Here is a 15,101-nt window from a genome sequence, read left to right on the forward strand (position 1 = left end):
CTTTTAATTATAACTTAAAAGTGTATATAATAATATCGAATGGAGAAAATAATTCTTGTCGATGGAAGTAGCATAATTTTCAGAGCATACTATGCATTGCCTAAGTTTTCAACATCAACCGGCATTCCTACATCTGCTGTTTATGGATTCATAAGAATGCTTTTGCGAATATTAAAAGATGAAAAGCCGAATTACCTTGCAGTTGCATTTGATAAAAAAGCGCCTACCTTTAGACACATAGAATACAAAGAATATAAATCTCAAAGACCAAAAATGCCAGATGATCTTTCCATCCAGTTTGATATAGTAAAAGAAGTACTCGGTGCCTTTAACATAAAATACTTTGAACTTGATGGTTTCGAGGCGGATGACATTATTGCGACATTTGTTGAAAAATTAAAAGACAAAAACCTTGAAATTTCTATACTATCCTCCGATTTTGATTTAGCGCAACTAATTGATGAGAATGTTCGTCTACTTGTTACAAGAAAAGGCGTTACTAAAATTGAAACATATGATAGAAAAAAGTTTATAGAGGAATTTGGTTTCGATCCACAATATCTTGTTGACTACAAAGCGTTGTTAGGTGATGTATCGGATAATATAGAAGGTATAAAAGGAATCGGTGAGAAAACTGCATCCAAACTTATAGCAAATTACAAAACAGTGGAAAACATACTTAATGATCCAAATTTAGTTGAGAAATATAGTCTGAGTGGTTTTGAAGAGAAAGTCCTTAGGAACAAGTCTCTTTGCATGCTTGTAAGAAATGTTCCGATAGAATTTAATCTTGAAGAGTTGAGGGTCTCTAATTTCAACAATAGAAGTGTTTTAGAAATCCTGAAGAAATATGAGTTTAACTCAATAATAAAAGAATTAGGGCTTAGAGAGGAAGATTATAAGGAGAATGAAACACTTTTTGGGAAAAGCGAGGACAACAAAGACCCAGATCCTTATAAATTGGACAAGATAGAGATAAACAAAACTAATAATAATCTTGTGCAAAAGAAAGCCATAGTGTATATTCTTTCGGATGATAGAAAAGTTAACAAAGTTTATTTGCTTAAAGATAACGAAGTTTACGAATTTGATTTCTTAAATAATCTTTTCCTCGACCACAAGAATTTGCCTATTCTGAAGAGTGTCCTTTCAAGTGAGGATATAGAGAAATATACAAATAACTTAAAAATGCTTTACAAGGTTGCGGATTTTATTGATTGCGATGTAAAGAATGTTACTCTTGATTCAACTCTTGCATTCTATCTTATCGATCCTGACCTTGAATCTTTTTCTTTGAAGGATCTTTCAAAATACCTCAATATAGATTACGAATTTAAAAACATTCAAGATGAGTCTATGTTCCTAAAAGATTATGGCGGGAAAATAATTGAATACCTGAAGAAAGAAAATCTATTTTTTGTTTTTAACGATATTGAATTGCCTCTTTCAAGGGTCCTTTTTGAAATGGAGAAAACTGGTATATCTGTCGATATTGAATACTTTAAGAAGCTTGAAGAGGAAATTAACAAGAGGATACAAGAACTTGAATTGGAAATTTTTAGACTTGCAGGTATTTCCTTTAATATACTTTCTTCTAAACAACTTGCATCAGTCCTGTATGATGTATTAGGGCTTGAGCGACCAAAAGGAGCAAAAGATAGCACCGGCAGTGGCATCCTTTTAGAGATTGAGGGCTTGCACCCCATAATTCCGTTAATAATCGAGTACAGGCACTTAGTCAAATTGAACAACACTTATATAAGTGCTCTTCCGCATCTTGTATCTAAAGAGACTGGAAGATTGCATACGATTTACCACCAAATTGGGACTGCAACTGGTAGGCTAAGAAGCACAAACCCAAATTTGCAAAATCTCCCGGTGAAGGATGAGTGGGGGTTTAAAATTCAAGAGGGATTTACTGCATCAGATGAAAACAATTTACTTTTAAGTGCTGATTACTCCCAAATTGAACTTCGTATTCTTGCACACCTATCTCAGGATAAAAACCTTATTGACGCATTCTTAAATAATGAGGACATCCATAAAAGGACTGCTATGGAAGTGTTTAATCTAAGTGATGTTGAAGTTTCCAAGGAAAAGAGGAATTTAGCAAAAGCGATTAACTTTGGTATTATCTACGGAATTTCTCCATACGGTTTATCAAAACAACTTGGTATATCAAAAGAAGAAGCAGGAGAATACATTGAAAGATATTTTAAAAGATATCCTGGCGTAAAGGAGTATATCGATAAGCAAATAACTGAAGCTAAGGAAAAAGGAGAAACAAGAACAATTTTTGGACGCAGGCGTTTTATAAGGGGACTTGATGATAAAAACTCAAATGTTAGAGAAAACGCTAAAAGGGTTGCAATTAATAGCCCAATCCAGGGAAGTGCAGCAGACATAATAAAGCTTGCAATGGTTGAAATATTCAATAGCGTTCCTGATGCAAAGATTCTGCTTCAGATTCACGATGAACTTGTTTTTGAAATCCATAAAGATGTGATTAACGAGCGAATGAACGAGATAAGAAAGATTATGGAAGGAGTTTGTAAATTGAGTGTGCCTCTTAAAGTTGATGTTGCTTACGGAAAGAATCTGAAGGAAGCACGTCTATGAAAGTGATTGGGTTAACGGGGAATATTGCTTCTGGTAAAAGTTCTGTTTCTAAGATACTTAAGAGCCTCGGTGCGAAGGTAATCGATATGGACTCACTTGCAAAGGACATTCAAAAAGAGAATTATAAAGGAGTACTCGATAAAATAAGAGAGACTTTTGGAGATAATGTTTTTCTTGAAGGAAACATCTTAAACAGGCGTGCTCTGGGTGAATTGGTATTCAGGGACAAAAATTTACTTCAAAAATTGAATGATATTATGATTCCCGTTATGACTGAAAAGCTTTTAGAGGAGTTGGAAAAAGCAAAAAAAGACAACCCCAAGGTTATTGTTGTGGATGCTGCTATACTGATTGAGGCAAACTGGGATAGATTTGTTGATGAAGTGTGGGTGGTTTATATACCGTTGGAGTTGCAATTAGAAAGATTAATGGAACGTGAAAATATAGAAAGAGACTTAGCTTTAGAGCGTATTAACTCTCAGATGCCTATCGAAGAGAAGATAAAAAAGGCTGATGTTGTTATTGATAATAGTGGTAATTTAGAGGAGTTGGAGAAAAAAGTATTGGAACTATGGAAAGAAAGAATACTTCCTTTTATTTAAGTTACTCAAAAATTTCAACTTACATTAAGTGTCCCTTGCGTTACAAGTTTCTCTATATCGACAATCTACCTACTGCCCCAAAATCATATTTTAGCCTTGGAAATTCTATTCATAAGGTACTTGAGAAATTTTATAGCCCAAACGAAAACTTTAAGGTGCTTAAGAAAGACCCTTATAAATATCTTTTAGAATTGCTCGACACACATTGGATAAGTGAAGGATATAGAACAAAGGAAGAAGAGTTAAAGGCAAAACAGGAAGCAAAAGAGATGTTAACCACATACTACAGGAAGAATATTTTTGGTTTTACCCCTGCATATGAAGTTGAATCTGAATTTTCTGTCCCATTTTTAGGACTTGAACTCAAAGGGAGGTTTGACAGGATCGACAAAGTCAACAATGGCTTTATTATTATCGACTACAAGACAAACTCTTTTGTGGGAGAATCTTTTAGAGAAGAAGAGATTTTACAGCCTGTTCTGTATAAGATTGCAGGTGATTATAAATATGGGTCTCAAAGCATAAAGGAAGTAAGTTTTCATTACCTTAGAAAAGGTAAGAATATTACTTTTGAAGTAACAACATACCTTATAGAAAGAAGCAAAAAAAGAATTGAGGAAGTAACGGAAAACATTTTTAAAGGTCACTTTCCTGCAAATGTTAACGGCACCTGTAACTCTTGTGAATTTAAAGACCGGTGTGAAGCTTACGCTCTCTCAAAATTATCTCGTAGATCTCTTTAACAGTATTTTCAAGGACATCATTTACAACGATGTAGTCGTATAGATACCTCTCTTCTATTTCTTCCTTTGCCCTTTTTGTTCTTTTCTCGATTTCTGCAATGTTTTCTGTTCCCCTTTTGTTGAGTCTTTCAAGCAGCACCTCAATGCTCGGTGGCATAAGGAATATTAGAAGGGCTTCATCATATTTGTTCTTAATCTTTTTTGCTCCTTGAACATCAATTTGGAATATGACATCCTTCTTACTACTCAACCCTAAATCTATATATTTTTGAGGTGTGCCGTATAGATTACCATGGACAATTGAATATTCTGCAAGTTTGCCTTCTTCTATCATTTTTTTGAAGGTTTCTTCATCTAAAAAGAAATAATCTACACCGTCTACTTCGTTCTCCCTTGGCTTTCGCGTTGTGCAGGTTATAGCAATTTCAAACCGAGGGTCGAGTTTTACAAGTTCTTTTGAAACAGCTCCTTTGCCAACGCCTGATGGTCCCGAAATAACAATAATCATGGTTTTTTTAGCAGTTCAATAGCCTTGTTTAATTGCTCGTCTTCTTTTGTATCTGGGTTATCTTTAATTACAATATCCGGAGTAATTCCAACACCATTAATACTTGTCTTATCTGGTAAAAGATACTCTTCAACTGTAACCTTAAGAGAATAAGAATCAGGTAAAGAGAAAATTTGCTGAATAACGCCTTTGCCGAATGTTTTCTCGCCAATAACAGTCCCCACTTTGTAGTACTTTATAGCACCAGTCAAAATTTCTGATGCACTTGCAGTTCCGCCATCTACAAGAACGACCATCGGTATGTTAAGTTTGTTTCCTTTGATTTGAATTGGCTCAAGTTTACCATTTCTATCTTTTGTGTAAAGCAATACGCCGCTTGGGAGCATTTCACTTGCTACATTTTCGCATTCACTTAAAAGGCCGCCTGGATTTCCTCTTAAATCAAGGATAATACCTTCAACTTTTTTACTCTTGAATTCGTTTAGGGCTTTTTCTACATCTTTGCCTGCACCTTCAGAAAACATGAATATGCTAAGGTAGCCGATTTTGCCATTTTCATAATAACTAACTTGAGTTAAAGGAATATTTATCTTTGCTCTTGTTATTGTAAAACTCAGTTCTTTATTATCTCTTCTAACTTTAAGAGTAACCTGAGTTCCAACTTTTCCTTTTACCATTGATGCAACTTCATCCAGCGAGAGATTAAAAGTTGATTTTCCGTCTACCTCTACAATAATATCTCCTTTTAGAAGTCCACTTTTTTCAGCAGGAGAATCTTTAAAAACAGATACGATTTCTGGATAATTTAATTTTTCGTTTTTGTTTATTATTACGCCAATGCCTGCGTATTCTCCTTTTACTTCTTCTTGAAGCGCCTTAGTTTCTTCAGGGTTCATAAAAACTGTATAAGGATCGTTCAAGGAGTTAACCATTCCTTTTATGAGTTGTTCTTCGCTAATTGGTTTATAGAAATTATTGAGAAGATAGTCGGCAGTCCTTGTGAGAAGTATGTGAGAATTTGGTTGAGTTATACCAATTGGGTATCTGAACCCAACAAAATAGCCTCCTATGAAAGAGATTAAAATCAACAAAATGACAACTAAAGCGCTATTTCTTTTCATTTTTGTCTCCTTAATCAAGGATAAGTTTATCCATTTTATTTAATTTTTCAAGTGTTTCAAGGTATTCACTATATTTCTTATCTCCCATAAGAGCATGTGTGAATTTCTTTCCCACCTCAACAGATGGCTGATCTATGGGGTTTATGTTAAGTAGCTCACCAAGAGCCAAAACTTCAAGTTCAAAGAAGTAGATTAACTCACCTATATTTTCTTCGTCAATCTTCTCAATCTCTATTGACAAATTTGGTCGTCCATTTTGAGTTAATGCCATCTTTGTTGCAACGTATTCGCTTTGAAGAAGTTCGGAATACTTTTTATTGTCGAGAAATTCAAGTTCGGGCATTCCAATGTTATTAAATACGATTGTGTCTTTTCTGAACTTTTTTGGTGCAACAAACATGATCAATTTATCAAAAGGTCCTTCCATAAAAAGTTGAAGAGTTGAATGTTGGTGGTATGGTCCTCTTGCAACAACTGGTGTAATACCTGTAAAAATCTTTTTTCCGTCTCTTGTGAATTGCTTTCCGATACTTTCAGCCAACAATTGCTCATACCATTTTCCTAAATACTCAAGGCCATCGGAATATGAAAATAAAACATTGATATTAACATTCTTTTCAATAAACAACTTGTATTGAGTTAGCGCTAACATCATACTGCTATCTTTGTCTTCAACTCCTTGGGCGAATTTGTCTTTTCTTCTCCTGGCTCCTTCGAGGAGTTTTTCTATATCAATTCCTTCGAATGCTGCAGAAAATAGACCGACATGCGAAAGAACTGAATATCTCCCTCCTACATTTGGATGTATCGGATATGCTTTAACGCCAAGTTCTTTTGAAAGTTTTCTTAAAAGACCTTTTTCTGGATCAGTTGTAAAGAGAAGGTGCTCCTTAAGGTCAAGTCCTTCTTTCTTTATGATATCAAATATGAGCAACATACTGAGAAGCGTTTCTGATGTATTACCTGACTTAGTTATGAAGTTAAAAAAAGTTTTCTTAAGATCAAGTGACTTTAGTAGCGTTAGGTTAGTTTCAGGATCTATATTGTCCAAAAAATAGACTTTTTTAGGTCTTTCGAGGTTTGAGTAGATTCCATTAAGTGAGTAGTGGAGAAGTTCGTTGCCAAGAATTGAGCCTCCCATTCCGACTACCACCAGGTTATCGAACTTGTCTCTAATATGTGAAGCATAGTCATTTATTTCGTTAACTTCTTTAAGCATTTCTTCTGGAAGCATTAGTGGATAATAGTCTTCATTAATCTTACTAAGAATTGCAGTTTTTACTTTTCTTAGCAAACTTGTATCTTTTAAAATACTTTCTTTTGGTAAGCCATGCTCTCCGATATTTTCACTCAATACGCTTGATAAATCGACTTTCACTTTATTCACCTGCCTTGTTGAATATTTCTACTGCAAGTTTGGATAATGGCTCTAATTTGTCTTCTTTGAATGTTTCAAGATAAATTCTCAATTTTGGTTCAGTTCCGGAAACCCTGTAAAGTATGGTGCTTGCATCTCCAAAAGCAATCTGTATGCCGTCGAGTTCGTTTATGTTTGTTATACCGAGTGATTCTTTATTTTTATAGATATAGTCTCGAAGAACGCCCATTGCCTTGCTTTGTAACTCTGGTCTAAATGAGAAGTCGATTCTCTTGTTGTATACTTCGCCAAATTTCGCAAATAATTCATTTCTAAGTTCTTTTAAACTTTTGTTAAAGTGGCTTACTATTTCAAGCACAAGACAGTCTATAAGAATTCCGTCTTTTTCTTGAAGCCATCCCTGGATAGAGGCACCACCACTTTCTTCTCCACCAAAAATTGCTTTCTTTTCAAAAAGTGCTTCTCCTATGTACTTAAAACCAACTGGAGTTACTATGGCGTCGTATCCATATGCTCTTGCAATACGGTCGAGAAGTGTTGTTGTCGAGATTGTTCTTACAACATTTCCTTTAAAGGATCTTACCTCAAGAAGATAGTAGTATATTATCGAGAGAATTATGTTTGGCGGGATAAAACTTCCATCTGAATCTATAAAGCCAAATCTGTCAGCGTCTCCATCCGTTGAGAGTCCAATGTTTGCGTTTTTATCTAAAACTGCTTTTCTAAGTGGCTCAAGGTTTTCTTCTGTTGGTTCTGGGTGCAGTTTGTTAAAAAGAGGATCACGAATGCCATGTATCATTTCAAAGTCAGTAATATCCTGAATCAGTGCCGGGACAAATCGCCTTCCTGTTCCGAAAAATGGGTCGTAAACAACTTTAAAGTGCTTTTCTTTTATTTTCTCAAAATCTATGATTTTTCTAATTCCATCAAAGTAATTCGTGTTATCAAACGGAATAATTAATCCTTCAGAAACTGCTTTGTCGAAATCGATCCATTCAATCTTTGTATTGCTTTCTTTCAATTGGAAAATAAGTTGTTCTATTCTCTTTGTTTCCTCTGGAAGCGCTGGTCCCCCGGTTTTGTTGGAGAATTTCAGTCCATTGTACATATAATCATTGTGGGATGCAGTTATATTTATTCCACCATCTGCTTTCTTATCCAAGATTTCAAATGCAACAACAGGTGTCGGAATGTCGTAGTTTGAAAAGTAAACTCTTATCCCATTGTAGGCAAGTATTTCTGCTGAGGACTTTGCGAAGTCTTCGGAAAGAAATCGAGTATCATAACCTACAACAACTGATTTAGCCTGAATTTCTTTTAAATAGTGTGCAATGCCTAATGTTGCAAGTCTTACATTTTCGAATGTAAAATCGTCTGCTATAATTCCTCTCCAACCCGAAGTACCAAATTTAATTGGCATTCTTTAACTCCTTATAAAGTTCCAAATATTTTTTTGCCGATTGTTCCCAGGAAAAATTGCAACTCATACCCACCCTTATTAATTGTAGCATTAAGTTACTATTTTTGAAAATTGAAATTGCTCTTTTGATGGTTTCCGTAAGAGCATCGCTACTATACTCTCCAAAGGAAAAACCATTTCCACAACTTGTTATCTCTGAATAATTATCAACGGTATCTTTGAGTCCACCTACTTCATGAACTATTGGAAGCGTGCCGTACCTCAATGCAATCATCTGTCCCAAGCCGCATGGTTCATATTTCGATGGCATAAGGAAAAAGTCTGATGAAGCGTATATTTTGTGCGCTAAAGCCTCATCAAATGTGAGGAAAAGTTTGAATTTTTCAGGATAAAGATCGCTTAGAACTTTCAATTTTTCTTCGAGTGGTTTTTCGCCTGTGCCTAATATAACTACATTAACATCTTCCTTTAAAACTTCTTTTAATGATTCCGAGAGTATATCAAGTCCTTTTTGTGAGGCAATTCTTGATACCATTCCAAAAAGTGGAGCATTTTCCTGTGCAAGCCCAAACTCTTTTGCGAAGGCATACTTGTTTTCTTTTTTGTTCTGGATTGTTTCGCTGTCAAACTTTTGATATATGAGCGTATCTTCTTTGGGATTCCAAATTTCGTAATCAATTCCATTTAGAATACCTACAAGGTCCTTTTTTCTTGTATTTAGTATGCCCTCCATTCTCTCGCCAAATTCAGGCGTGAGTATTTCTTTTGCGTATGTCGGGCTTACGGTGCTAATTTTATCTGCAAAAACAATCCCGGCCTTCATAAAACTGACTTTTCCATAGAACTCTATTCCATCCATTGTAAAATATTTTTCGTCAATGTGGAGGGAATTTAATACCTCTTTGTCAAAATTGCCCTGGTAAGCGAGGTTATGGATAGTATAAAGAGTTTTGTAGGGTAATTTGGCATCTTTTACAAAAAGTGGAATTAAACCAGTTTGCCAGTCGTTTAGGTGAAGGACATCAATATTAAGATTAAGTGTCTCTAATATCTTAAGAACAGCTTTATCAAAGAATCCAAACCTTTCTGCATTGTCTGGATAATCAATCCCTTTTTCTCCATAAAGAGCATCTCTTCCGAAATAATCATCTTGCTCTACTAAAATTGCAAATCCATTTTTATAAAATTCGACGATGTTTGCAAAACCTTCGATATCCTTATTATCGATTTTTACTGTGAAAGAAATCCTTTTATCAAATTTATTAAATTGCTCTTTTGTCTTTTTGTAGTAAGGTGTAAAAAGGTATGTAGTCTCACCCATATTTGAAAATACTTTAAAGAGAGCACCTGCAACATCGGCAAGACCACCTGTTTTTGAAAAAGGAACTGCTTCGCTTGAAACTATTGCAATGTTCATATTATTTTTCCTCCTTTGCATTTCTTAAAAATTGTGCTGCCTGTTCTGGGATCATTGGATTGATGTAAAATCCAGATCCCCACTCGAAACCTGCAAGCTGTGTAAGTCTTGGGACAATATGTATGTGGAAGTGGTAATAGGATATATTAAGGTTGTCAAGAGGGGCGGTATGGATATAAAAATTATAAGGGACATTAGGGACTGCTTTTTCAAGCATCTTTAAGGAATTTTGGAGAATCTCTGCAAGTTTTGAAATTTCTAAAGCCTTTATCTGTCCAAAATCTGATATGTGTTCTTTAGGCAGTATCATTATTTCAAAAGGAACTGCTGCTGCAAAGGGAACAAATGAAACGAATTTTTCATTTTCGTCAATAACCCTTTCTTTATCTTCGAGTTCCTGCTCAACGATATCACAATAAATGCATCTTTCTTTGTATTGATAGTACCTTAGCGACATATCAAGTTCAAGTTTTACTACATCTGGAAGCACAGGCGTTGCAATAAGCTGGCAGTGCGGGTGTTCAAGTGAAGCACCAGCTCTTTTACCTTTGTTTTTAAATACGAGGATGTATTTTAATCGTACATCTTTTCTTAAATCAAGCATACGTTCTCTAAACATCCAGATAACTTTTTCCACATTTTCAAGAGGAAGAGATTCAAGTGACTTAAAGTGGTCGGGAGATTCAACGATAACTTCATGTGCGCCAACTCCGTTCATAACATCGTAAATACCCCTTCCATGTCGGTTGAGCTCTCCTTCCACTTTTAAAGCAGGGAACTTATTAGGAATAACTCTAACAATCCATCCAGGTTCGTTTGGGTTTGTGCCTTCTTTTCTTATGCTGGTAATTTCTGGTGGGGTCATTGACTCATGACCTTCGCAGAAAGGACAGTTTTCTGGTCCCTTTAAAACATCTTCTTCGCTTTTGAAATCAGTTGGTCTAAGGGCTCTTTCTGTTGCTATTATAACCCATTTTCCTGTCGTAGGATCTCTTCTTAGTTCTGGCATTTAAAACCTCCTTATGGAAATCTTTTAATTGGATAATATAGATAATTTTTTACTTCGAGATTACTTTCTAAAAGCGCCTTAATTAGGTGTCCTCTAAAAAGGTAGTCAAAGTCGAAGTTTATTTCTTTTTTGTGAAAATCACTATACCACCAGAAATGGTCGCTTGCTTCTGCCTTAAGTAAAAATTCGATTGCTTTATTATTGCTCTGGATAATTTTCCTTATTTCTAATAAATATGTCCATGCTGCATTTGTTTCCTCATCACCGATCCATGTATCGAAATAGCCATTTATCCAGGATCCGGGAGTAAATGAATCAATTTTCTTCATAGGTATTGCATCACTTCCCAAAAGTGTATTATTCCTATCAAACGAACCAAACAATTTTTTCATAAAGTCAATTCCGTAGTTCTCAAAGTACTCCCAGGGATTTTCTCCGTCCAGAATAAGTATAAGGGTACCATTTTTTGCAATTTCATGTTTTAGGTCTGTTATTGCATCTTCTACTCTCATTTTATTGTAAACAAAACCAATTTTATCAGAAATTACATGATTTCTTAAAAATAAAACAGTTCCGTTGTAATCGTAAATGCCTTGTCCAAGACCGAAGTTTTTGACCACGGCTTCATCGCTTCCAACCCATTTGATGCCTGAATCTTTAATAAGGCTAATTGTTTCTTTTGAAATACTTCCTTCGGCTGGCCACATACCATTGATCTTTTTTCCGAAAACAGTTTCTCCAATTTCGATTGCTCTTTTTATTTGTATTTTTGCATCCTCAATTAGATTCGAATCTATTTGAGGTATTTTTGCGTTTGGTTTGCTTTCAAGTGCGGAGTGTAAATTTAATAAAAGTGGTAAAATTGGATGGTAATATGGAGTTACAGTTATTTCAATTTGATTTCTTTCAAGAAGTTCCCTATACAAATTGAAAAGATTTTCTATAATTCTTTTCTCAAGATTTATAAGTACTTCTTTATCTTCTTTCGTAAAATTGGAACCCTTTTTTCTTAACTCGACAACTTCTTCGTCTATTGGAGCAAAGGCGGATAGTTTAAACAACACTTGAAAATCGATAATTTCATTGTAAGAAAGTCTCTCTTCTTTAGTAAATTTTTCCCTGATGGAGTCTAAGCGAGTGCTTTTAAAAGAGTAAGGCGTATTGAATCTCCTGAATATAAAGTTTATTTCGCTTTGAGATAAACTTTCAGGGTCAACTTCCTCGTAGATTTGGTAGATATCTTTTGCCCCTTTTTGGTACCTTTGGATTTGCTCAATAAGGATACCTGAAAAATTTATGTTTGCTTTGAATTCAGTTTGAAGTAATATTTTTGGCACTGAGTAGTAACCGTTTAAACTATGCCTTCTTACCCACGGAAGAATGGTTTTATTTGTTAGGGAATCTAAATAATCTGGCTGGTGCATGTGCAACCATAAAAATAATTTATTCTGCATTTTTCAACCTCAATTTGTTTTGTATTTTTAAAAAAAATATACTATAATAGTATACATAACATTGCATTTATTACAAAATGTAAAAAATAGGAGAGGTGAAACAATGGCCGATGTAAAATTAGTAAATGTGACTAAAAAGTTTGGCAATGTTGTTGCTGTAGACAATGTAAACATCTATGTGAATGACGGTGAGTTCTTTGTCCTACTTGGTCCTTCGGGTTGTGGAAAGACAACCACACTTAGAATCGTTGCAGGGCTTGAAGAAGTAACTTCAGGAGAAGTATACATTGGAGGAAGGCTTGTAAATGATGTGCCCCCGAAAGATCGTGATATTGCAATGGTTTTCCAGAACTATGCACTTTATCCCCATATGAATGTTTACAAAAATATCTCCTTCGGACTTGAATTAAGAAAAGTACCTCGTGATGTAATTGATAAAAAGGTAAAAGAAGTTGCAGCAATGTTAGGACTTGAAAATCTCCTCGACAGAAAACCAAGAGAACTTTCCGGTGGTCAGAGACAGAGGGTTGCTCTTGCAAGAGCGATTGTAAGAGACCCAAAGGTTTATCTTATGGATGAACCTTTATCAAACCTTGATGCTAAATTAAGGGTCCAGACAAGGGGAGAACTCATTAAACTACATGAAAGACTTGGCGTAACAACAATCTATGTTACTCATGACCAGGTTGAGGCAATGACTCTTGGAGATAGAGTTGTTGTTATGAACAAAGGTAAAATTCAGCAAATTGGAACTCCCAAAGAAGTGTTTGATAAGCCAGCAAACAAATTTGTTGCAGGTTTCGTTGGGACTCCTCCAATGAACTTCTTTGATGTTACCGTAGAGAAAGTTGGAGATGACCTCGTATTGAAGGGGACAGACTTTGAAATTAAACCTCTTAAAGAGCATGCAAAAATCTTAGAGCAGACAAATTTGAAAGGCAAAGAAGTTACTTTGGGCATAAGACCAAAGGACATTTTCCCCAAAGAGGAACTCCTTGAAAGTATGAAAAACTTCGTTGCCCAACTTAAGGCACCAATTGATTTTGTGGAATTGATGGGTTCTGAAACTTTCTTGCACTTTAAACTAAACGGGACTCTTGCTGTTGCTCGAGCCTCTGCTAATGCAAACTACTCCATGGGAGATGTTGTTGATCTTTATGTCGATTTAAGAAATATTCATGTATTTGATAAGGAAACAGAAGAAGCATACTTCTAAATGCAAGTTGGTATTTGCAATATAAAGTTTTTGGTGCCTGACTCTTTTTCCCTAAAGGATAAGAGGCAGGTTACTCAAAGTTTGGTAAAGAAATTACGAAATAATTTTAATGTTTCTATTGCAGAGGAGAATATAGACTCCTGGAAAGATGTGTATATAACTGTTGTAAGTGTGAATACAGAAAAGTCACATCTTTTTAGTACACTTTCAAAAGTTGTTGAATTTATTAAAAATGAGCCGAGAGTTATTCTTGAGGATTACAACATAGAAATTTTATAAGGAGGAGATTCTATGAAGGTTCTTTACAATGGCAAAATCATTACTTTAGGTAGTGAAGCCTATATCGAAAATGGTGCAATAGCAATAGAGAATGGAATTATTGTCGAAGTTGGATCGACTCAATCAATCCTTTCAAAGTATAAAGATGCCGAATTATACGATTTAGATGGAAGATTTGTAATTCCTGGTTTCATCAATACTCATATGCATCTTTACAGCACATTTGCAAGAGGGTTTGGTTTTGGAGGAGCCTCCCCTTATACATTCAAAGAAATCCTTGAGCTAATTTGGTGGAGACTCGACAAATTCCTTGATACGGAAGAAGAAATTTATTATAGCGCATTAATGCCTGCGATAGAGGGTTTAAAATCGGGAACAACAACCATTATTGATCACCATGCCTCCTTTGGGCTTATAGATGGCTCCCTTGATATCGTAGAAGATGCATTGAAGGAAGTTGGAATAAGGGGTGTTCTTGCTTATGAAACTTCTGACAGGTGGGGAAGAGAATTAAGTGAAAAATCGATAAAGGAAAATGAAAGGTATTTAAGAAAAGAGAAAAACAAAGATTTCTTTAACGCACTCTTCGGGTTGCACGCATCTTTTACGCTTGAGAACGAAACTCTTGAAAAAGTCTCAGCAATTGCAAAATCCCTCAATGTCGGTTTTCATATTCATGTTGCAGAGGGTACTGAAGATGTTGAGCACGCATTAAAAACCTCAGGAAAAAGGACTGTTGAAAGGTTAAACGACTTCGGCATTCTTGGTAAAGATACACTTGCAATTCATTGTATCAATATTAATGAGAAAGAGATTGAAATTCTGAAAGACACAGGAACTACCGTTGTCCATAATCCAGAATCGAATATGAATAATGGTGTGGGAGTTGCGCCAATTCTTGAGATGGATAAGGCACATATTTTGTTAGGGCTTGGGACAGACGGATACACGCCATCTATGATTGAGTCAGTAAAGGTTGCTTACATATTGCCAAAACTCCATTATAGAGATCCCAGGGTTGGAAGTGATCTTGCAAGAAGGATGCTTTTTGAGAACAATTCGTCTATTGCAAGCCGCTTCTTTAATAGGAAGGTAGGAGTAATTGAAAAAGATGCCTATGCAGACCTTGTTGTGCTTGACTATAATCCACCGACTCCCGTTGATGGAAACAATTTCTTCTACCATCTCATTTTTGGCACTAGAGATAATGCAGTTAAAGATGTTTTTGTTCATGGAGAGTTGCTTGTAAAAGACCAGAAGTTAACGAAAATTGACGAAGAAGAAGTTTCAAGAAAATCGATTGAAGTTGCAAAGAAATTCTGGAGGAAGTTTTAA

12 protein-coding genes and 1 pseudogene are annotated in these 15,101 nt (G+C 35.3%); 6 read left to right on the forward strand and 7 right to left on the reverse strand.

The features are described 5' to 3' along the window. Nucleotides 1–39 precede the first annotated feature (39 nt). The 3 genes and pseudogenes from polA (at nucleotide 40) to JHC30_01755 (ending at nucleotide 3,964) form a co-directional block, all read left to right on the forward strand. Nucleotides 40–2,619, forward strand: a complete 2,580-nt coding sequence (gene polA / locus JHC30_01745; GenBank protein ID MCI4462877.1) for a DNA polymerase I — start codon at nucleotides 40–42, stop codon at nucleotides 2,617–2,619. Next, a pseudogene (locus JHC30_01750) lies at nucleotides 2,607–3,221 on the forward strand (dephospho-CoA kinase). Before polA ends, JHC30_01750 begins: the two are co-directional and overlap by 13 nt. Then, on the forward strand, nucleotides 3,191–3,964 hold the full coding sequence (locus tag JHC30_01755) for a PD-(D/E)XK nuclease family protein (GenBank protein ID MCI4462878.1): 774 nt from the start codon (nucleotides 3,191–3,193) through the stop codon (nucleotides 3,962–3,964). The pseudogene JHC30_01750 and the gene JHC30_01755 overlap by 31 nt, the downstream one beginning before the upstream one ends. Here the strand turns inward: JHC30_01755 and gmk are convergent. The 7 genes from gmk to JHC30_01790 are packed head-to-tail and all read right to left on the reverse strand — an operon-like array spanning nucleotide 3,909 to nucleotide 12,271. Continuing rightward, a complete protein-coding gene (gmk, locus tag JHC30_01760) occupies nucleotides 3,909–4,472 on the reverse strand; it encodes a guanylate kinase (GenBank protein ID MCI4462879.1) in 564 nt (187 codons plus the stop codon). The genes JHC30_01755 and gmk overlap by 56 nt on opposite strands. Next, nucleotides 4,469–5,593 carry a S41 family peptidase gene (locus JHC30_01765; protein ID MCI4462880.1) on the reverse strand — a complete coding sequence of 375 codons (1,125 nt, stop codon included), beginning with the start codon at nucleotides 5,591–5,593 and terminating at the stop codon, nucleotides 4,469–4,471. The genes gmk and JHC30_01765 overlap by 4 nt, the downstream gene beginning before the upstream one ends. 10 nt (nucleotides 5,594–5,603) lie before the next feature. After that, nucleotides 5,604–6,971: a hypothetical protein gene (locus JHC30_01770; protein ID MCI4462881.1), complete on the reverse strand. Its 1,368-nt coding sequence runs from the start codon at nucleotides 6,969–6,971 to the stop codon at nucleotides 5,604–5,606. 1 nt (nucleotide 6,972) lies between these two features. Further along, nucleotides 6,973–8,391 carry a hypothetical protein gene (locus tag JHC30_01775; protein MCI4462882.1) on the reverse strand — a complete coding sequence of 473 codons (1,419 nt, stop codon included), beginning with the start codon at nucleotides 8,389–8,391 and terminating at the stop codon, nucleotides 6,973–6,975. After that, nucleotides 8,381–9,808, reverse strand: coding sequence for a glycogen synthase GlgA (gene glgA, locus JHC30_01780; GenBank protein ID MCI4462883.1), 1,428 nt, complete (start codon nucleotides 9,806–9,808; stop codon nucleotides 8,381–8,383). The genes JHC30_01775 and glgA overlap by 11 nt, the downstream gene beginning before the upstream one ends. Nucleotide 9,809: 1 nt before the next feature. Beyond that, nucleotides 9,810–10,817, reverse strand: coding sequence for a galactose-1-phosphate uridylyltransferase (gene galT / locus JHC30_01785; protein MCI4462884.1), 1,008 nt, complete (start codon nucleotides 10,815–10,817; stop codon nucleotides 9,810–9,812). Between the two features lie 11 nt (nucleotides 10,818–10,828). Further along, nucleotides 10,829–12,271 (reverse strand): hypothetical protein, encoded by a 1,443-nt coding sequence (locus tag JHC30_01790; GenBank protein MCI4462885.1) that lies wholly within the window; start codon nucleotides 12,269–12,271, stop codon nucleotides 10,829–10,831. A gap of 103 nt (nucleotides 12,272–12,374) precedes the next feature. On the opposite strand from JHC30_01790, the gene JHC30_01795 reads away from it, so the two are divergent. Genes JHC30_01795 through ssnA form a run of 3 tightly spaced genes read left to right on the forward strand, consistent with a single transcriptional unit; the run spans nucleotide 12,375 to nucleotide 15,101 of the window. Beyond that, on the forward strand, nucleotides 12,375–13,487 hold the full coding sequence (locus JHC30_01795) for an ABC transporter ATP-binding protein (GenBank protein ID MCI4462886.1): 1,113 nt from the start codon (nucleotides 12,375–12,377) through the stop codon (nucleotides 13,485–13,487). After that, complete coding sequence (locus JHC30_01800) at nucleotides 13,488–13,766, forward strand: DUF503 domain-containing protein (protein MCI4462887.1); 279 nt, start codon at nucleotides 13,488–13,490, stop codon at nucleotides 13,764–13,766. A gap of 12 nt (nucleotides 13,767–13,778) precedes the next feature. After that, nucleotides 13,779–15,101: a putative aminohydrolase SsnA gene (ssnA, locus tag JHC30_01805; protein ID MCI4462888.1), complete on the forward strand. Its 1,323-nt coding sequence runs from the start codon at nucleotides 13,779–13,781 to the stop codon at nucleotides 15,099–15,101.

This window comes from Caldisericum sp. (assembly GCA_022759145.1).
Taxonomy (GTDB): Bacteria; Caldisericota; Caldisericia; order Caldisericales; family Caldisericaceae; genus Caldisericum.